This window comes from Marinomonas gallaica (genome assembly GCF_001639745.1).
In the GTDB taxonomy this organism is placed as follows: Bacteria; Pseudomonadota; Gammaproteobacteria; order Pseudomonadales; family Marinomonadaceae; genus Marinomonas; species Marinomonas gallaica.
In genome coordinates this window covers 100457-119579 of record NZ_LTAX01000002.1, presented here as the reverse complement: position 1 = coordinate 119579, position 19123 = coordinate 100457, and the positions used below count along the sequence as shown (strand labels likewise).

Here is a 19123-nt window from a genome sequence, read left to right as displayed (position 1 = left end):
ATCTTCGGATAGAGGCTTTTTTTTACCCATACAATTTATTTCTTCCGTTCTGCTTCGAGCTTCTGGATTTCTTTGTATAACGCTTCTGCCTCTTCGGTGATCATAGCGTAACCTCGAATATCGCCATTACGCTGAGCCTGAAGCCCTTCTTCCAGTTTTGCAGAGTATTGCTTCTGTAGCACTTTCAATGGATCAGATTTGAATAAACCAAACATATATGAGCTCGTATTTTTAGGGATGTGCTAATGCATACGCATGAGAGTTGAAAGCCGATGACCCCATTTTGCATTCTAAACATGGGCTCCTCACTTTTTCCCTTTAATTAAATCAATCCCTGCTCGATGTGCCCCCACCCGTTTTGTTAGGCTAAGGTCAAAGCGTTTTAAATATAAGGAACAAGCTGTGCAACTTAATACCAAGGAACAAGAGCATTCGTTAGAAGTGGAAATCGGTAGTGATCATATTGTGGTACAGCGGCGCTATGATGTGGCGGGTGCAATCAATGACCTGCTTATTGCAATATGGTTTTTAATTGGCAGTTTCTTTTTTTTGAGTGAGTCTTTGACGTATAGCGGTACATGGCTGTTTATCGTTGGCAGTGCTCAGCTGATGGTCAAGCCAATTATTAAGTTAGTGGGCTTTGTACATGTAGGGCAAATACATCCACAATTAAAACGTCGTCGCGAAGAGAAGAAAGTTAGCAATAGATGAGGCATTTGCAGGCGGGATTCCTGCAAATGCCATGTGGCTAGATTAAATACGGTTTAGTAATTCCGACTTCTTAGCATTGAATTCATCTTGCGTTAGTACGCCTGCTTCGAACAACCCACCCAGTTTTTCGAGTAAAGCAAAGATTTCGTCACTGCTAGCCGAAGTTTGGGGGTTATTCACTGGCTGCGAAGTATTGTAGTCAGGCTGAGCGTTAAACGCAGGCTGTTGGCTTGGCTGCGCAAAGTTAGTTTGTGGTGCGGGTTTGGACGGCTGTGAGCCATTACCTGAGACCACTGGCAAGCTGTCTACCGATACGCTACCGAACTGGCTACTAAACGTCAGTGATTGATTACCGCCTTGTTGTTGGCTGACACCACCAATGTTGTGGTTCAAGGTGTCGTAAACCGTTACTGCACCGTTCATTTCAACGGCTAATCGGTTAGGGAACACCGCGTAACGAAGGTTGTTTTGAGCGCCACTGCTGAATGGTTGTCCTAGATTAGCTGGCCACCACTGACTGCTACCTGGCGTACCGGCTGGAATAACTGGAAAGACAGTCGTATTGACCAGTGCGTTTGCTAATTCATTGCACAGGTTGTCGACAGTGTTTTTTAGACCATAGTTGAACATATCGCCAACCATGGTCATGCCGCCACGCATCCATTGACCGGAACCGCCCAGCTCTGGGCAGTTAAACTGAGCCATGCTGCCTGAGCCATTATTGACAGCGACCAACATGTGTACGACAGCGTCTTGACTCAGTCCGTAGCGGTTAGAAACATCGTTGACGAGCTGTTGTCCGGCGGTAGTGAGTTGTTGCATGATTGTATCCTACGGTTGCGTCTGTCCTTGATAGAATGCTTATAAGCATTCGCACTGAGAAAGATGGCGTGGGTGAGTTGTGGCTGGGTAATGTCACAATCTTAATGGGGATGATAGTGATGCATTGTGACACATTGGCTACTTCAGGTGTTGATTATTTGATCAATGTTGGCTGTTTTAGTTTTTAAACTTCCACTATTTACTAAAAATGGGTTTTGCTGTGAGTAAACTGCGCTGTAAGCGCGGCTTGTGGATTCCTATTTCAAGAACTTGCCTGTACTGTTAATTCACTGGGGGTCATTCCCCCGTCATGAAAGCGTGCTTATAGTGCGTGAAAAGACCGTTTAAACAGGGAGCGAAACATGGGTAAGGTACACTTTGTGGGTGGCGAAAAAGGTGGTGTGGGGAAATCAATGACAGCGCGATTATTGGCGCAATATTACATTGATCACGAACTGCCTTTTTTAGGGTTTGATTGCGATGCCTCGCATGGCACTTTTTCACGCTTTTACAATGACTTTGCCTCAACCGTTGTGATTGGCGAAGAAGACAGTCTTGACGGTTTACTCGAAGCGATGGAAGAAAATCCTGATAAAGACTTAATCATTGATTTGGCGGCACAAGCCGCTAAACCGTTAGGGGAATGGATTGACGAAACCGATGTGTTTGGTCTACTCGATGAAATGGATTACCAAGTGTGCTTATGGCACGTGATGGATGACGGTGCAGATTCAGTCGTGCTGCTGGATCGTTTGTTAGAGCGTTATCAGCAACCTGAACTTGAATTCATTGTGGTACAGAACCTAGGGCGTGGTACTGACTTCTCGCGTTTTCAAAAGTCAGAAACGTACAAAAAAGCCGAAGCTCGTGAAGCCTTTATTATTGAGTTACCTAAGCTGCAAAGTAAGTTGACGCAGAAAATCGACTTTAACAACAGTAGCTTTTGGTCGGTGGCTAACAATCGCAGTTTGATGAACATTGCAGAACGTCAACGCATGAAAGTATGGCTACGTAACGCTTACGATCAGCTAGCATTTCTAGAGTAATCGCTTCGATCAACTTTTTAATACTACTTAGAGCACCAACAAAGTCGTATGTTGTCGTGCTCTGAGTGAACGCTTTCAAAGTAAGACCACAGTTCTTCTTTATTTCGACTTGAGAACCTTGAGCTCTCTTGCGATGGTTAATACACAGCTTAATGGAGGAGTTGCGCCAATATGAAGAAGACATTACTTATCGGTGGCGTCTTGCTTGCCAGTGCCGCTGGTGGTATTTGGCACGCCAATCAAAATTGGTCTGAACCCAAAGTCATGCCTGTCGTCGGGGCAACCGCTAGAGATTGGCACCCTGAAACGTTTTGGTATGAACCATGGGGGGCTTCTTTGGTACATAAAGGCATGGATATTTTCGCTGAACGTGGCACACCTGTGGTTGCGGCTACCCATCATATTATTATCTCTGAAAATGATAGCCCTCGTGGTGGCAAGAATATTTGGGCATTAGGGCCCAACTGGCGTTTGCATTATTACGCCCACCTAGATTCTATTGCAGAAGATCTGGGCTGGTATATCGAAGCTGGTACACAAATAGGTACGGTTGGCAGTAGCGGTAACGCGAAAGGCAAACCGCCGCATTTACATTACGGTATACGTAGCATGATTGCCGATGACTCGCGGATTGATGATTCCACCCTTGGCGAACAAAAAGCCTATTGGTTAAACCCTATTGAATACCTTGAGCCAGTCATAGTAAATTAATGAAAATGGTTGTCATTTTTTATGATGATACCGCGATCTAAACGACTGATTACAAGGACTTAGGGAATGAAAAAACGCATTTGGACGACCGCTTTATGGATAGGGTTAAGCAGTTCGGTGATGTATGCACAAGAAAACGCTCCAAGTCCTACCGTTAATGAATTGATGAGCGTCATGCGCATGCAGGACTCCATGTCATCAGGCTTTGATGCAATGTTACCAATGATCGATGCCTTATCAGATCAATGGCAATTAACGCCTGAGCAAGAGCATACATTAAAAGGCATTTATCGCGACTGGTTTAAAAACGATTTTGATCAAGAAAGCTTAATAAACAAAATATCATTAGAGTACGATAAGGTTTTCACTGAAGCTGAAATGCAAAAAATGATCGCTTTTTATGAAACTCCGACAGGACAAAAAGTATTAGACAGCTTGCCTCATCTGACGCAGTTAGGAGCACAGCTGGGGATGCAAGAAGGCCAGAAGAAACAGCACCTACTTGAAGAAAAGATTCGCGTATTTTATGAAGAAAATGTTGAGTCTCAACCCTAATCTGCTCGACACTTCTGTGACTCCCTTCCAATGATTTCCTGCCAAAACTAACCGATTGGTTAGTTTTGGCAGGAATCCTGCTACATTAGAGATATACACTTGATTGCCTCACTCATTAAACTAGAGGCGCAATCATGACTTTTCTTGTAAAGAACTTAATAAAAAATAATGGGTTACTATAGTGAGCCTCGGCTTATTGAGCTCGCCGGATGAGGAGTTGCGGAAACTATGATCCGTTTTTTGCTGAATGATCAGGACATAAACGAAGAGAACTGTGCACCGGATACAACAGTACTAGAGTATCTACGCACCAAAGTAGAACAACGCGGCACGAAAGAAGGCTGTGCGTCTGGGGATTGTGGTGCGTGTACTGTTGTGCTGGCGGAAGCAACGAATGGTCAGCTGCGCTATCAAACGGTCAACAGCTGCATTACTTTGCTGGGCAGCTTGCACGGCAAACAATTGCTGACGGTTGAGCACTTGAAAGAGCAGGGGGCTTTACATCCGGTGCAGCAAGCCATGGTCGACTTGCATGGCTCCCAGTGTGGTTTTTGTACGCCAGGCTTTATCATGTCACTGTTTGCGTTATACAAAAACTGTGACCAGCCGACCCGTGCAGATGTGGAAAACGCCTTAGCAGGTAACCTTTGTCGTTGTACTGGGTATAGGCCAATTATAGATGCAGCGCTTAGCCTAGCGGGTAAAGGCGCTTCAGATATTTTTACTAAGAGCGAAGCGTCTACTTATTTGCGCCTGACAGGCATTCTAAAGCAACACCCAAGTGGCTTTATTGAGCATGGTACACGCCGTTTTTTGATTCCTACAAACGACGACGAATTGTTAGCACAGCTACAGCGATTTCCGGATGCGAAACTGGTTGCAGGCGGTACCGACTTATCATTGAGCATTACCCAGCAACTACAGCAGCCTGAAACCCTTATTTATTCTGGACGAGTACAAGAACTCATGCAGATTGAAGAAAGCGCCAGTACCCTTAAGATTGGTGCAGCGGTTACTTACAGCGCGATGCAATCCTCATTACATAAATACTTTATCAGCTTTGCCGATATGCTCGAGCGCCTCGGATCGTTACAAGTCCGTAATCAAGGCACGTTAGGCGGCAATGTGGCCAATGCTTCGCCTATAGGGGATACGCCGCCTGTATTGTTAGCATTGGATGCAACGATACACGTGCGTAGTCCAAATGGACGTGAAACGTTCCCGATCAACACCTTCTTTACTGGCTACCGTCAAACAAAGCTGCCCGCGTCAGGTTTTATTGAGTCGATTGAAATTCCGTTACAGCCCGAATGTCAGCTTTATGTGTATAAAATTTCTAAGCGTTTAGACGATGATATCTCTGCGGTCTGCGCGGCGTTTTCGATTGCATTAAAGGACGGGAAAGTGAACGACGTACGCCTTGGCTTTGGCGGCATGGCGGCCACACCAGCGCGAGCATTGAAAGCAGAGCAAGCGCTCATCGGTCAGTCATTTACCGAACAAGGCATTTTGGCGGCGCAAAAAGCGTTGGCGGAAGATTTCAGCCCAATTGATGACGTACGCGCGAGTGGTGCGTACCGTCTAAAAGTGGCACAGAATCTTCTCCTGCGCGCGGTACTCGAACAAGATAACCCGACGCACGAAGCGTTGGAGGTGGTGCAATATGCGTAATCTAAAAGCCAGCGGTAACACTGCTATTCAAACAAGCAGTGCGACTGGCGTGGCTCGAAAGCATGAAAGCGCGACTAAGCATGTGTCTGGAGAAGCGATTTATGTCGATGACATGCTTGAGCCGCGCGGCACTCTTTTTGGCGCGGTTGGCTACAGCCCAATCGCAAAAGGTCGAATTACCTCCTTGGACTTGTCGTCTGTCCGTCAAGCCGAAGGAGTGGTGGATGTCTTGCAGCTGGAGGATATTCCGGGGCATACCGACATTGGCGCAGTATTTGGGGGAGATCCGATCCTGACATCGGATGAAATCAAATACCAAGGCCAGCCAATCTTTGCAGTGGTAGCGCAAAGTGAGTTGCAGGCGCGACGCGCGGTCAAGCAGGCCAAGATTGAGTTTGCCGAGCAAACACCGACGCTGGATGTGGTTGAAGCCTTAAACACTCAGCAGTTTGTTCGACCTTCTCACTTTATGACTCATGGCGATGCGAAAACCGCATTAGATAATGCGCCAAAGCGTCTAAAGGCTGAACAGCATGTGGGCGGGCAAGAACATTTTTATTTAGAGGGACAAGTAGCATTGGTGATACCGGCGGAAGACGGCGGTATGTTGGTGTACAGCTCGACTCAACATCCGAGTGAAGTGCAAAAGTTGGTCGCAGAAGTGCTCGGTGTGCCAGCTAACCGTATTACCGTTGATATGCGCCGTATGGGCGGCGGGTTTGGCGGCAAAGAAAGCCAAGCGGCGGCGTGGGCGTGTATGGCGGCGGTGCTGGTAAGTAAAACCAAACGCCCAGTAAAGCTACGATTGCCTCGAACAGACGACATGACCATGACGGGTAAGCGCCACCCGTTTTATAACACCTATGATATTGGCTTTGATAAAGATGGCTTAATTCAAGCAGCGGACATTATGGTAGCCGGAAACTGTGGCCATTCTGCTGACTTATCAGACGCGATTGTGGATCGCGCGATGTTCCACGCTGACAACGCGTATTACTTAGCCAATGTCAGCATTGCGGGTCATCGCTGTATGACTAACACCGTCTCACACACCGCTTTTCGTGGTTTTGGTGGCCCACAAGGGATGATGATCATCGAGCGAGCGATGGACGATATCGCTCGCGCTGTAGGCAAAGATCCGCTTGATGTACGTAAGCTCAATTTATACGGTGATGCCGGCCGTGATACGACGCCGTATCATCAACTCGTTGAGCACAATGTGCTCAACGAGTTGATTGAACAATTAGAGCTCAGCAGTGATTATCGTGCGCGTCGATCAGACATCAATGAATGGAATAAAAACAGCCGGATTCTGAAACGCGGTTTGGCATTGACGCCAGTGAAATTCGGGATTTCTTTTACCTTACAGCATCTCAATCAAGCGGGCGCCCTGATTCATATTTACACCGATGGCAGTATTCAAGTGAATCATGGTGGTACTGAAATGGGCCAAGGCCTGCATACCAAGATTATTCAGATCGTTGCCGAAGCGCTAGCCATCGATGCAAACGAGATTCACATTACTGCGACGCGGACGGACAAAGTCCCCAATACGTCCCCTACAGCCGCATCCAGTGGCACCGATCTAAATGGACAAGCTGCTAAAAATGCAGCTTTAACCTTAAAACAACGTATCTGTGAATGTGTTGCGGAGCATAAACAGTGTGACCTCGATACGGTGTACTTTGCTGACGGTCGCGTGTATTGGGGTGACCAAAGCGAATCCATGAGCTTTACCGATGCGGCATTATTTGCCTATGAAAACCGGGTTTCCCTCTCAGCAACGGGATACTACAAAACCCCAAAAATTTGGTATGACCGAGACAACGCGAAAGGTCGTCCATTTTTCTATTTTGCCAACGGCGCCGCGGTCTCGGAGGTTGTCGTCGATACCTTGACAGGCGAGTATCGCGTCATAGGCGTGGACATCTTGCACGATGTAGGACGCAGCTTAAATCCCGCAGTCGACCTAGGCCAGATTGAAGGCGGTTTTATTCAAGGCATGGGCTGGCTAACAACGGAAGAGTTGAAATGGAACCATCAGGGCGCGTTGATCAGCAATGGCCCAGCCACGTATAAAATCCCCGCTATCAGTGATACGCCAGAGCGTTTTAATGTAGCGTTGTTTGAGCGAGACAACGATGAAGAAACGGTCTATCACTCTAAGGCCGTAGGTGAGCCGCCGTTTATGTTAGCGATTTCGGTTTGGTCGGCTTTGCGCGATGCGATATCCTCACTGTCGGACTACGCCATCAGCCCACCATTAGACACCCCAGCAACGCCAGAGCGAGTGCTTAATGCCATTGAAGCAACACGCCAGCAGGCGCAAGAGATAAAAGAGAGCGCCTTATGATGAAGTCTTGGACGGACGTTGTTGCAACGCTTCAGCGTACCGGAGAAGCGTATGTACTCGTCACGGTTATTGGCACGCGTGGATCATCCCCTAGAGAAACAGGTAGCAAAATGGTGGTCACCGCTGAGCACAGTGATGACACTATCGGCGGCGGGCACCTAGAGTATAAATCGATTGCCAAAGCCCGAGAGCTATTATTGACACAACAGGATTGTCAGCATATCGAAGAGTACCCGCTTGGGGCCACATTGGGCCAATGCTGTGGTGGAAAAGTGACGGTGTTATTCGAGCACTTTGCTGAGCGTGGTAAAGATGTTTGGGTATTTGGCGCTGGCCACGTATCCAAAGCGATGGTGCCACTATTAGCCGAGCTGCCTTTGCGTGTGCATTGGGTGGACAGCCGTGAAGAACAGTTTCCAGAGTACATTCCGAGTAATGTTGAGCGATGTCTTACCGATGACCCTGTTGGAGAACTAAAACGCGCCACCGCAGGCAGCTACATGCTGGTGCTGACGCATAATCATCAACTGGACTATGAATTGACTGAAGCCGCGTTAAGACGCGGTGACTTAGGTTTTTTGGGGGTGATCGGATCTGACACGAAAGCGTTGCGTTTTCGTCAGCGTCTATCGCATCGTCAATTTGATGGGGCTGCCATCGACAAGATGACCTGCCCAGTGGGTCTTGAACAAGTGCCTGGCAAACGTCCGATGGAAGTTGCCGTCTCTATCACAGGTCAGCTTATCGCTCTCTATCAGGCCGAACAACCAGCCTCTTTGGTACAAAAAGCCATTGATTGGCAGCAACTTAAGCGCTCCTTAGAAACAGAAGAAGTATAGATTATGTCGGCTTTCACTTAGGTTGCGTCTTTCTTGCAGGAAATAGACAGGGCGTGGTGGTTATTATAAGGCTTATTAATTCATGACATAGACAGCTAATGACAGTGAAAAGGAGAGCTTTATGAAAATGCCAAATTTAGGTATGGGGACATTTCGTTTAGAAGGTGACGAAGGGTATCACTCTGTGAAAATGGCGCTTGAAGAAGGTTTTCGACACATTGATACGGCGCAAATGTATGGTAATGAAGCCGAAGTAGGCCGAGCAATCGCTGACAGTGGTATTCCTCGCGATGAATTATTTGTCACCACTAAAGTGCATATGAAGAATTTTGCCCAGCCAGACTTTTTGCCAAGTGTTAAAGAAAGCTTAGATAAACTGCAATTAGAGTATGTCGACATGCTTTTAATCCATTGGCCGTCACCGGCTAATGGCGACAACATGGATGTCTATCTCGGTGAGCTAATGAAAGCGCAAGAACATGGTTTGACGAAAAGTATTGGCGTTTCTAACTTCACCATAGAGCTATTAGAAAAAGCACAAGCTTTATTACCTAATGGTATTTTGGCCAACAACCAAGTAGAGATTCATCCTTATTTACAGAACAATAAGTTGCGGTCTTACTGTAACCAAATGGGCATTCATGTGACGGCTTATATGCCATTTGCAGTAGGCAAAGTGCTTAAAGATGAATCGTTGCAAGCCATTGCTGATAAACATAATGCAAGTGTCGCTCAAGTCATCATTGCGTGGGCTTTGCAACAAGGTATCACGGTGATTCCATCTTCCACTAAACGTAAAAACCTGCAAGATAATCTGGCTGGACCGCTGCTTGCACTGGATACAGAGGACATCGATAAGATTGCGACGTTAGATTGTGATGATCGTCAGGTCGACCCTGATTTTGCACCGCAGTGGGACGAATAAGGAAGAAAAAAAAGAGCAGCCAATCAGGGCTGCTCAAAACAGAAAGAAAACGGTTTGCTAACCAGAGTGAATCTAGAAGCGGTAGTTTAGGCCTAGTTTGATATTTCGGCCTGTATTTAGGCTTGGCTCTGTTGTTTCGCCGTTGCTTAAATTCGTGCTGTATGAGCCTTTGCTGTAAGCTTTATCGGTAATGTTACCGATGCGAGCTTGGACATTAAAGTTCTCAGTGAAGGCGTATGAAGTGAATAGACCGTACACGGTGTAGCCTTTATATTCGGTACGGCTAGCGCCACCACGTCCTTGGGATTCGTAGCGGCGACCCTTACGGTGCTGCATATCAATCCCAACACGGCCTTTTTGATCATCAAAATAGGTACCCAAAGTTGTGCTGACAGAACGTGGTACGAGGTTGTTATTCTGTGATTTTGAACCATCGTCTTCGACAGAGTAGCCGGCCATGTCCTGCATAGAGAAATTAGCAAACAAGACATTACTGTTGTAAGACGCAGAGAGTTCCCAGCCATAGACTGCTGCCTCGTCGTTGTTGATGTATTGTTTAACAGGATGATTAATGTCGTCGACTTCGTTGTACCAAGTTCCCAAATCACTGTTGTAAAGTTGGTCTTTCAAATCGTTGTGAATGTAGTTCACTTTCGAGGTGAGGTGGTCGTTGGCGGTGAAAACATTGGCCCGCTCAAACACCACGCCGAGCTCGGTATTTAAAGAGGTTTCCCCCGTCAGATCTGTATTCGGAATCGTACACCAGCTGCCATGGCCGATCATACAGCCAGAGGCGTTGCCTGTTTCGTAGATGCCGTCGCCATTGGCATCGTTACCGCGAAAGACATCTTGTAGAAAGCCCTTACCATATACCTCATAAATGGCCGGTGAGCGATAGCCTGTGCCGACTAACGCGGTCAAGCCTAAACCTCGCGCTGCGGTGTTTTCAAAAGGTTTCCATAGGGCGGATACTTTCGAGTTGAATGAGTCTTCGGATTCAAAGTCATCGTCGCGCATTTTGGCTTCAAACGTATCGTAACGCAGGCTGCCAGAAAGCTGTAAATTGTCACCAATTTCAATGGTGTCGCTGGCATAGGCACCGATTGAGGTGCGTTCCGCTTTATTTGGGTTGCCTTGCTCATCTGTATAGGCTAGGCGAATGTCGTCAAATGTATAATCCGCGCCATAGCGGACAGAGTGGGTCGTATTAGAGGTTGGGAAGAAAACGCTGGTGTTTTCTATTTCGGCATACGTGGTGGTCACGCCGCCGGTATTGCGCCAATCCCCCGTCCCCTGATCGCTCTTTAAATCGCTTTTTGCTCGGCTAATACGTGCTTTGAAATCGACTAAATCATTGCTGGCCGGGTTGTAAGCGTACTCGGTCGCAAGTGTTTGATCTTTGAGTTTTTTGTTAGGGTAGGTGATTTCGCCGCTACCGCTGGTGCTCGTTTCGTCGAATTTCTTGTTGTTTTCCATGAAACTGGCTTCGATGCGCGTTGCTTCATTTGGGGTGGCTACGCCTTTGATTAAATAGCTCAGATCTTCCGCACCGGTGTCCGCTTCAGTGATGCCGTTGCCGTTTTCATAATCGTCCGTATCGCGCGCCGAAATTGTGGCATTGGCGGAGAACTTATCACTAAAACGGCGAGCCACATCGGCGCTGATGCCATCCGATTGTCCATTCGTTTCGTGGCGGTAGCGTAGATTAGCTCCCCAATCACGACCATCGCGAATAATGTTTTCAGGATCTTTGGTTTCCAGCAGAACAAGACCGCCGGTTGAGCCGTTGCCATAGGTCGCGCCTGCCGCACCAGGAATAACCGTAACGGACTGATACATATCCATATTTAGCCAAATAGTATCGCGGTCATTACTGGGCTTGTGCATGATTTGACTGCGGTTATTAGGCGCGCCTTCAACACGAACACTGACGTTGTTACCTGACTGACCGCGGATGGTAATGCTACTGCCTCGAGCCCCGTTTACTTCGTCTACGATAACACTTGCATCGCCCGCTAATGCCTCTGCCAAGGTTGACGCTTGGCGTGCCTGAATATCCTCGGCTGTAATGGTACGAGCGCCTTCAACGGCTGTGACTCGTGGCGCAGCTGTCGTTTGAATTTCCGTATTCGCTTTACCTTCCACTATTAAGGTATCAAGCTTTTCATCCGCATAAATTGTGCCTGAAGCAAGCGCAACAGCGATGGCAACCAACGAGCGTTTCATGTTCGTTTTATCTCCATTATCAAGGTGGTTTGTAAGCTAAGTGCTTACAAATGTCATAATGCAGAGATAATGTCATATTGATAATGATATTTAAACGCTTTCGATAGTCATTATCATTTAATGCAAGGAACGCTTCGTTTACAAAACCGGAACACTGCCGTTTGCTTGATATAAAGCAGTGATGGCCTGTAAGACCGTAAGCTTATTGGCAACGAGAGATTCTTCGGCACTGTAGAGACTGCGTTGAGCACTGATTAGGTCGGATTTATCGCTGACACCTTCCTGCCATTCGTATTCAATAATGTCGGTTTGTTGCTCAAGGTTCTGGTAAGACGCCTGTTGGTAACGATAGCTGATCAGGCTTTGTTGATAGCTGCTTAGATTATCTTTTACCTCTTCAAGGGCTGTGCGCACAGTATTTTGGTAATTAAACCGAGCGATGATCTCATTAATGGCCGCACGCTGTTCGTTCAAAGAACGTGCGCCACCATCATACAAAGTCATACCGATGGATTCGGATAAGGCAACCGCCCATTGCTCTGCTAAATCATACAAATCCGACGGTCGTAGACTGAGGCTAATGGACAGATTCGGCCAGCGATCTAGCTCGGTAATGGTAGTGCTTAAAAACGCTTGGCGGACACTGGCTTCAGCCGCTTTTAGATCAGGCCGTTGACGAATCAGCTGTGCTGGTTGGTTCAGAGCCACTTGTGGTACGTTGATATCTGATAGCAATGTATTGGGGGCGTACTCAATCCATTGGTCGATGCCACTCAGCAGCGCTATGGTTCGAGCTTGATCCGCTTGCTGCAGCACTAAGGTTTCGGTGCGCTCTTCAAGACTTAGAATGGTACTCTGTTGGCGTAATAGGTCACTCTTGGATACGACGCCTGCATCGTGTTGTAGCGTGTACAGTTCTAAACTTTCCCGAGCTGAGGCGAGGTTTTTTTGCGCGATGGCCAAACGCTCTTTGGTGGCTAAGTAACTAAAATACTGACGAATAATGTTCGCTGTTAGACTGATCTGGGCGGCCTCCAAATCCCATTGGCTGACTTTGGCAGAGAGCGCGGTCTGATCTTCTTGGGCTTGTAGTTTGCCCCATAGATCCCACTCATAACGTGCCGAGAAGGACAGCCCTTCGGAGCTTTGATAGTGCTGTAAATCATCAGTAGATGTGGATTGGGATGCACTGAGGATCCCACTGGCACTCACGCCTTGGTTAGCGCGTTCAAGGTCTAAGGCGAGTTGGGCGCTGCGTAAACGCTGTGTGGCGATCTTAAGATTCCAATTATAGGTAAACGCCTGTTCTAGTAAAAGGGCTAAGTCAGGGGAGCCAAAGCTCAGCCACTGATCTGGGGTAAACGCACTGTAGGCATATTGTGTATCTGCCATCGCGGGTGTTTCCGGCGTTTGATAGAGCTTTTGGCTGGCGCAGCCGGTTAATAGCAACGCGCAGCAGGTGCAGATTAAAAACTTCATTTACTCCTCCGCCAGAGCATCAATAGGATTGAGGCGTGACGCCTTGCGAGCTGGGGCGTGGCCAAAAATGAGGCCGACTAAAAATGCTGAGGCGAACGCTAACACTGCTGGCTGCCATGACAGTGCAATGGCAATATTAAAACGTGCGATCAGTAGGGCAGCACCAACACCCAGTAAAACGCCAATGATGCCGCCGCTGCAGCATACAACCAGTGCTTCAATATTGAACTGGCGCAAGATGTCTTTGGGCTTGGCGCCCGTCGCCAGTCGTAAGCCGATCTCACGTCGGCGTTCGGTAACGCTCACCAACATAATGTTCATGACCCCAATGCCGCCGACTAACAAGGAGATCGCCGCGATGGAACCAAGTAGCATGGTCATGGTATTTTGTGTTTCTGACACCGCTTCGATTAGTGAGGCAGTATTAAAAATACCGAAATCTTTCTTGCCGTGGCGCTGGATTAATTGTTGACGAATGCTTTCCTCTACAGCGGAAAGGTCTTCGCCGCTTTGCACTTTTATGGTTAAACCGCCAAGGTAGCGTCCGGAAAAAACACGGGTTAAACCTGTTTGGAGCGGAATCAAGACCACTTCATCGTTGTTCATCCCCCCGGAAGACGCCCCTTGTTCAGTGAGTATGCCTATGACTTGATAGAGCGAGTTTTTCATCATGACATAGCGACCGATGGCGGTTTCATTTGGGAACAAAGAGTCGGCAATGGTCGCGCCAATGACAATCACAGGCGCTTTTTCTTGATTGTCTTGTTCGTTGAACATGACGCCTTGAGCAATTTCCCAGTCTCGTACTTGTAGATAGTTGGGAGTGGTTGCCATGATTTTACTGCGATAGTCGCGATTGAGGTAACGAATGGTCGAGCGTCCTTCACGTTCTGGAGCAATACCGACCAGCTCTGGAAGCAACGCTAACGCGTCGACATCTGCCAATGTTAGGGTCGCAATGTCTCCCGAGTTGCGCATGTTTGCACCGCCAGGGCGTAGCAGTAATAAGTTAGTTCCCATTGATTCAATGCGGTCTATGACTTGCTGTTTACCGCCTTCACCTATAGCCATCATGGCAACGACAGCCGCGACGCCGATCACCACGCCTAGAAGCGTTAGTAGGGTACGAAACCAGTTGGCATACAAGGCTCGAAACGAAATGCTGACCGCTTCGCTGATCGCAATGGACGGCAGGTCGCTTAATGTTTCGTTGTTAGTCTGTGTACTGTATTCACGGCTGCAACCATTATCAGAAAGGATTTTGCCATCCTGAATGTGAATCTGACGCTTGGCTTTAGCAGCGACCTCGGCGTCATGGGTGATCAAGATAATAGTCACCCCCTGCTGGTTAAGGTCACCGAGCAGTTCTAATACCTGTTCACTGCTTTTTGAGTCCAGAGCGCCTGTTGGTTCGTCAGCTAAAATAACCTCGGCGCCATTAATGAGCGCTCGAGCAATAGAGACTCTTTGTTGTTGACCACCTGATAGCTCAGTAGGCTTATGATGTTCACGCCCTTCTAGCCCCAGTTTTTGCAGTAACGCTATAGCATTCTGATAACGCTCGGATCTTGATGTATTAGCATAAAGTGCAGGCAGAGCGACGTTTTCTTGGGCGCTGAGTGCGGGTAACAGTTGATAGCGTTGAAAGACGAAACCGAAAGTTTTCAAACGTAAGGCGGCTAGCTGATCGACGTTCAGCTGACTGACGTCGTGGCCATTGATGAAATAGCGCCCTTCGCTGGCGGTGTCCAGACAACCGATGATATTCATCAACGTGGATTTGCCAGAGCCGGACTGGCCCATAATAGCGACAAACTCTCCTTCCTCAATGGTAAGTGAGACGTCGTCTAGCGCTTTGATTTGCGCATCACCGTTGTGGTAGCTGCGATGGATGTGTTCAACAGCAAGTAATGGGTGTTTAGATGCCACGCGGACCTCCCATGCGTGGACGGTTGTTCGTTAATGACGAGGCAGACCCCTGGTGAGCTCTATTGCTCTTTCCGGCAATGACGTCATCACCTTCACGCAGGCCTGAAATGAGTTCGATATGGGTACGGTTTTGAATGCCAGTCTTGACGGCGACAGTCTGACGTTCCCCTTTGGGGCCTGGAACAAATGCCACGGCGCCGTGCGGGCGTTTTGCGATGCTGGCTAATGGTGCCATGAGAACATCGTTGGCGGCCGCTTCAATGAAAAACACCTGTGTACTCATGCCATCCATTAGCTTGCCTGTGCGATTATCGACGTCGACTAACACTTGGTATAACACCACATCGTTGTTTACCAGTGGGGTTGGTAAAATAGTATTAACGGTAGAGTGGAAGTAGCTATTAGGATTACCCAGTGTCGAAAAGCGTACAGGCATTTCTTCACTGAGTTTATGAATGTCCGCTTCAGATACCGCGGCTCTGAGTGTCATCTGTTTTAAATTCGAAATGGTCATGAGCGTTGGCGCACTTTGGTTAGCATTCAGCGTTTGTCCAACGCGTACTTTAATGCTGGTCACAGTGCCATCAATGGGCGCATAAATACGGCTGTATGACAGTGTGGCAATATCGCCATCTAAAGCCGCTTTGCTGGCTTTTATTTGCGCCTCAATCGCGGCGATTCGTGCTTTTAAAATCACAATGTCGGTTTCAGCGGATTGCAAGGCATCATCACTGACGGCACCACGATTATGAAGGCGTCGGTCGCGCTCGATACGGGTATTGGACAGTGTTAATTGTGCTTCCAGCTGGGCCAACTGAGCTTTTTGGTTTTCCAAGCTGGCTTGAGAGCGATTGACATCAATTTCAAATACGGTGGCATCGATCTCGGCCAAGAGCTGTCCCTGCTTTACCTCGTCACCTTCTTTGACGTACAGCTTTTCAATCTGCCCTGATACCTGCGCGCCAACATCGACATAATTAGACGGCTCTAGTGTTCCTGTTCCTGCGACGCTGATTTCAATATTGCCTCGGGTGACTTGCTCTTTTAACCAGTTTTGATCCTCCCCTTGCTGGTCTTGGTAATACCACCAAGCCGTTGCGGCAGGGATGCTAAATGCAATGAGCAAGATGCACAGTTTTAGCAAAGGGCGGAGTCGTATCATAAGTGTTTACTCACGTTTGATTAGGCAGATAGTAGGTGTTTGACGAGGAAGTAGTAGCGCGAAGTATGGTTACAAAATATCAAGATTATGTAAATACAAATGATAATGGTTATTGGTAAATCTATGTAAATCTTGTACTTTACAGTGGGCTTTTATGAATAATGGGCGGCGTCTGGTGCGCTTGCTTATAAGATGACAAAAAAACGGACGCATTTGCGTCCGTAAAAGGCTTTTGTCTATCAGGAATCTCGCAGCAAAATGCTTAAGAGATGATGTGCTGTTTCAAACACAAGATCTATCGTAACGCTTTACAATTGATTTTGTAAATAATAATTATTATCATCTGTTGGCTTTGAGTTGCTTGTTTTGTGTGCAATCTGCTGTTTTGACAGTTCAGTTGAGCGTGCTTCATTTTATGGAAAATCATTATTAAGGCGACAGTGTTATGTCGAATTGGATGCATGGGCGTCTCCCATGGCCACGTTTATTAGTCGTGGCGCGCGTGGTGATTGCTTTAGTTGGCGGTTATAGTTTGGCGGCGATATTGAGTATGGTCGCAGCAAAGTACTCAAATTTAGAAGTACGTGAATTGCGCTCGTTGATCTACTTGGTGTTCTTCTTGCTTTATCCTATCGCTATCATTTGGTTGTTTTCGATTAACAGTCATCGAAAAGCTTTACTCACTACTTTGATTGCAAATGCTTGTGCTTGGATGAGCTTATATGCGTTGGATGGTTTATCGTGAAAGGTCCATTACGTAAAACCATGACGTGGCTGCATACTTGGAGCAGCATTTTATTAGGATGGTTGCTGTTTGCTATTTTTCTGACGGGCACCTTGTCTTATTTTCGCATGGAAATCAGCCACTGGATGACACCCGAAGCACATGTGTCCGTGCCATCAGAACAGAGTATGAGTATTGCCGCCAAGCGTTTAGCAGAAGTCGCCCCTGACGCCGAGAGTTGGAACATTAGCCTACCGAGTGAACGCAGTAATACATTAGATTTAAGTTGGCGTAACCCTGGTGATAATCAGCGTCGTCGTGGTCCGATGGAGGTGCTAGATGCAAGTACAGGGGAGCAGATCAACGTAAGAGAAACCCGCGGCGGTGACTTTCTCTATCGTTTTCACTTTGAACTGTATCACTTACCGCGAGGGGTCTCGCGAACACTCGTTGAAATCGCTACCTTGGCGATGTTCATTGCGCTGATCTCCGGCATTATTATGCACCGCAAGATTTTCAGTGATTTCTTTATGTTTCGGACCAAAAATCGTTCATTAGGTTGGTCGGATGCGCATGCGGTCACGGCAGTATTAGCACTACCATTTCACCTGATGATTACCTTCTCTGGTTTGATTTTGCTGGCGTCGACCTTGGTGTTTTGGGGTGGCGATATAAACCGAGGTGGCAACGGTGGAAATCAAGGGCGCACTACCGATGTTGTCGAAGCGATGCCTGTTGAGCGTTTGCCACTGCCTGATTTAACTCGAATGTTAGATACCGCTGAGCATGAGCTGGGCGCTAAAGTAAGCTTTTTATTGGCGAACAATCCCATGACACGTGACGCTGAATATCTTTTCTACTCATCTGAGCGAACATCTCTTTTAGGCAATCGCTTTGGTCAAACCATTGCCTTGGATTACGATGGCAATGTTCGCGAGGCGACGGGGATGTTTGCTCCGACGGACGCAAACGTCAGTGCGGTTAGTGCCATCAATGGCGTGCTGAGAACACTTCACGAAGCGCGTTTTGCCGATACCTTTGTGCGCTGGCTATTTTTCATTGCGGGCGTGTCTGGCACTTTAATGGTCGGCACGGGCTCGATTCTTTGGGCAACCAAGCGCGCTAAACGCCAAGCAGGGCAGTTTGGATTTGAGCTGGTGCATACACTGAATATTGCCAGCATTGCTGGCCTTTGTGGCGCTGTCGCAAGTTATTTCTGGTTAAACCGTGTGCTACCGGCGGATATGTTGACGCGTCAAAGCTGGGAGATTAATGGCTTTTTTATTGTCTGGTTGATTGCTTTGTTGCACGCGGCGATTTTCCGTCATCGAAATGCTTGGCAATGGCAACTTTGGGTCTCTGGTGGGCTATTTGCTTTGCTGCCAGTGTTAGATCAATTTACCTCCCCTGTTGGGCTTTGGGGTGCCATTGTAGACGGTGATGTGTTGCGCTTGAGTTTTGATGGGATGTGCCTAGTAATTGGGGGGATCTTGTTGTCATCTGCGGCGTACTTGCGGAAAAAGAGTCAGCTAGTCATGGCACCTAACACGTCTTCATCTAAGACAATCACAGAGCAGAAGGCGATCACCTCATGATGATAGCGTTGTCATTTTTACTCAGCTTTTATGGCTTTCTGCATTTCGCTATGTCGGTTAAGAAGCATCATATGGACATTTATAAAGGCTGGTACCAAGCCAAACCTTTAAGTCAGCGCGAATATTGGGTCATGCAAGCCATTGCTTGGTTGGCGATGACGGCATCCTTTTATTGTGCCGTCGTCATATGGGGCATCGGCATTGGTTCGATGGCTTGGCTTATGTTGATCACGGTATCCGCTCTATTAGTGGTTGCGCTGTTTAGCTATCGTTTACAATGGTTTAAATGGCTATGGCGCTATACCTGCTTAGGGCACAAGTTTGCACCGCCTGAGTTAAAGTCATCCATCGATCATCGGTCCCGTTAACAAGAGT

At 47.6% G+C, this 19123-nt stretch carries 17 protein-coding genes; 11 read left to right on the top strand and 6 right to left on the bottom strand.

The window, feature by feature from the left end:
* Positions 1–35: 35 nt before the first annotated feature.
* Entirely contained in the window at positions 36–215 is a 180-nt protein-coding gene (locus tag AYW76_RS02690) for a DUF6435 family protein (protein ID WP_067215437.1), read from the bottom strand.
* Between the two features lie 187 nt (positions 216–402).
* Between AYW76_RS02690 and AYW76_RS02685 the strand changes: the two genes are divergently transcribed.
* Positions 403–711 (top strand): YrhK family protein, encoded by a 309-nt coding sequence (locus AYW76_RS02685; RefSeq protein ID WP_067215434.1) that lies wholly within the window; start codon positions 403–405, stop codon positions 709–711.
* A 42-nt stretch (positions 712–753) separates the two neighbouring features.
* Here the strand turns inward: AYW76_RS02685 and AYW76_RS02680 are convergent, their stop codons facing one another.
* Entirely contained in the window at positions 754–1533 is a 780-nt protein-coding gene (locus AYW76_RS02680; RefSeq protein ID WP_067215431.1) for an SHOCT domain-containing protein, read from the bottom strand.
* Between the two features lie 362 nt (positions 1534–1895).
* On the opposite strand from AYW76_RS02680, the gene AYW76_RS02675 reads away from it, so the two are divergent.
* The 7 genes from AYW76_RS02675 (at position 1896) to dkgB (ending at position 9633) form a co-directional block, all read left to right on the top strand.
* Positions 1896–2579: a P-loop NTPase family protein gene (locus tag AYW76_RS02675; RefSeq protein ID WP_067215429.1), complete on the top strand. Its 684-nt coding sequence runs from the start codon at positions 1896–1898 to the stop codon at positions 2577–2579.
* A gap of 171 nt (positions 2580–2750) precedes the next feature.
* Complete coding sequence (locus tag AYW76_RS02670; protein WP_067215426.1) at positions 2751–3290, top strand: M23 family metallopeptidase; 540 nt, start codon at positions 2751–2753, stop codon at positions 3288–3290.
* A 66-nt stretch (positions 3291–3356) separates the two neighbouring features.
* Positions 3357–3845: a DUF2059 domain-containing protein gene (locus AYW76_RS02665; RefSeq protein ID WP_067215423.1), complete on the top strand. Its 489-nt coding sequence runs from the start codon at positions 3357–3359 to the stop codon at positions 3843–3845.
* Between the two features lie 228 nt (positions 3846–4073).
* A complete protein-coding gene (gene xdhA / locus AYW76_RS02660) occupies positions 4074–5516 on the top strand; it encodes a xanthine dehydrogenase small subunit (RefSeq protein ID WP_067215420.1) in 1443 nt (480 codons plus the stop codon).
* Complete coding sequence (gene xdhB / locus AYW76_RS02655) at positions 5509–7869, top strand: xanthine dehydrogenase molybdopterin binding subunit (RefSeq protein WP_067215417.1); 2361 nt, start codon at positions 5509–5511, stop codon at positions 7867–7869. The genes xdhA and xdhB overlap by 8 nt, the downstream gene beginning before the upstream one ends.
* Positions 7866–8708, top strand: a complete 843-nt coding sequence (xdhC, locus tag AYW76_RS02650) for a xanthine dehydrogenase accessory protein XdhC (RefSeq protein WP_067215415.1) — start codon at positions 7866–7868, stop codon at positions 8706–8708. The genes xdhB and xdhC overlap by 4 nt, the downstream gene beginning before the upstream one ends.
* 121 nt (positions 8709–8829) lie before the next feature.
* Positions 8830–9633: a 2,5-didehydrogluconate reductase DkgB gene (dkgB, locus tag AYW76_RS02645; protein WP_067215412.1), complete on the top strand. Its 804-nt coding sequence runs from the start codon at positions 8830–8832 to the stop codon at positions 9631–9633.
* Between the two features lie 72 nt (positions 9634–9705).
* Here dkgB and AYW76_RS02640 read toward each other — a convergent pair whose 3' ends face one another.
* The 4 genes from AYW76_RS02640 to AYW76_RS02625 all read right to left on the bottom strand — a co-directional run bounded on the left by AYW76_RS02640 (position 9706) and on the right by AYW76_RS02625 (position 16429).
* Complete coding sequence (locus AYW76_RS02640) at positions 9706–11859, bottom strand: TonB-dependent receptor domain-containing protein (RefSeq protein ID WP_067215409.1); 2154 nt, start codon at positions 11857–11859, stop codon at positions 9706–9708.
* Between the two features lie 138 nt (positions 11860–11997).
* Positions 11998–13338: an efflux transporter outer membrane subunit gene (locus AYW76_RS02635; RefSeq protein ID WP_067215407.1), complete on the bottom strand. Its 1341-nt coding sequence runs from the start codon at positions 13336–13338 to the stop codon at positions 11998–12000.
* Entirely contained in the window at positions 13339–15267 is a 1929-nt protein-coding gene (locus AYW76_RS02630) for a MacB family efflux pump subunit (protein WP_067215404.1), read from the bottom strand. It abuts the gene before it with no gap.
* The gene (locus AYW76_RS02625) at positions 15257–16429 is read right to left on the bottom strand and encodes an efflux RND transporter periplasmic adaptor subunit (protein WP_067215401.1); all 1173 of its coding nucleotides are present in this window, start codon (positions 16427–16429) and stop codon (positions 15257–15259) included. The genes AYW76_RS02630 and AYW76_RS02625 overlap by 11 nt, the downstream gene beginning before the upstream one ends.
* 445 nt (positions 16430–16874) lie before the next feature.
* Here AYW76_RS02625 and AYW76_RS02620 point away from each other — a divergent pair, with 445 nt between their 5' ends.
* Genes AYW76_RS02620 through AYW76_RS02610 form a run of 3 tightly spaced genes read left to right on the top strand, consistent with a single transcriptional unit; the run spans position 16875 to position 19116 of the window.
* Entirely contained in the window at positions 16875–17174 is a 300-nt protein-coding gene (locus tag AYW76_RS02620) for a hypothetical protein (RefSeq protein WP_067215399.1), read from the top strand.
* A complete protein-coding gene (locus tag AYW76_RS02615) occupies positions 17171–18748 on the top strand; it encodes a PepSY-associated TM helix domain-containing protein (RefSeq protein ID WP_082866072.1) in 1578 nt (525 codons plus the stop codon). Before AYW76_RS02620 ends, AYW76_RS02615 begins: the two co-directional genes overlap by 4 nt.
* Positions 18745–19116, top strand: a complete 372-nt coding sequence (locus AYW76_RS02610) for a DUF3325 domain-containing protein (RefSeq protein WP_067215397.1) — start codon at positions 18745–18747, stop codon at positions 19114–19116. Before AYW76_RS02615 ends, AYW76_RS02610 begins: the two co-directional genes overlap by 4 nt.
* The last annotated feature ends 7 nt before the right edge of the window (positions 19117–19123 follow it).

Excerpts from the sequence above, each read along its gene's own strand:
- AYW76_RS02665 (WP_067215423.1), top strand. The coding sequence starts at position 3,357 with ATGAAAAAACGCATTTGGACGACCGCTTTATGGATAGGGTTAAGCAGT.
- AYW76_RS02625 (WP_067215401.1), bottom strand. The coding sequence starts at position 16,429 with ATGATACGACTCCGCCCTTTGCTAAAACTGTGCATCTTGCTCATTGCA.
- AYW76_RS02610 (WP_067215397.1), top strand. The coding sequence starts at position 18,745 with ATGATGATAGCGTTGTCATTTTTACTCAGCTTTTATGGCTTTCTGCAT.
- xdhA (WP_067215420.1), top strand. The coding sequence starts at position 4,074 with ATGATCCGTTTTTTGCTGAATGATCAGGACATAAACGAAGAGAACTGT.
- AYW76_RS02620 (WP_067215399.1), top strand. The coding sequence starts at position 16,875 with ATGTCGAATTGGATGCATGGGCGTCTCCCATGGCCACGTTTATTAGTC.
- AYW76_RS02675 (WP_067215429.1), top strand. The coding sequence starts at position 1,896 with ATGGGTAAGGTACACTTTGTGGGTGGCGAAAAAGGTGGTGTGGGGAAA.
- AYW76_RS02635 (WP_067215407.1), bottom strand. The coding sequence starts at position 13,338 with ATGAAGTTTTTAATCTGCACCTGCTGCGCGTTGCTATTAACCGGCTGC.
- dkgB (WP_067215412.1), top strand. The coding sequence starts at position 8,830 with ATGAAAATGCCAAATTTAGGTATGGGGACATTTCGTTTAGAAGGTGAC.
- AYW76_RS02680 (WP_067215431.1), bottom strand. The coding sequence starts at position 1,533 with ATGCAACAACTCACTACCGCCGGACAACAGCTCGTCAACGATGTTTCT.
- AYW76_RS02670 (WP_067215426.1), top strand. The coding sequence starts at position 2,751 with ATGAAGAAGACATTACTTATCGGTGGCGTCTTGCTTGCCAGTGCCGCT.
- xdhC (WP_067215415.1), top strand. The coding sequence starts at position 7,866 with ATGATGAAGTCTTGGACGGACGTTGTTGCAACGCTTCAGCGTACCGGA.
- AYW76_RS02640 (WP_067215409.1), bottom strand. The coding sequence starts at position 11,859 with ATGAAACGCTCGTTGGTTGCCATCGCTGTTGCGCTTGCTTCAGGCACA.
- AYW76_RS02690 (WP_067215437.1), bottom strand. The coding sequence starts at position 215 with ATGTTTGGTTTATTCAAATCTGATCCATTGAAAGTGCTACAGAAGCAA.
- xdhB (WP_067215417.1), top strand. The coding sequence starts at position 5,509 with ATGCGTAATCTAAAAGCCAGCGGTAACACTGCTATTCAAACAAGCAGT.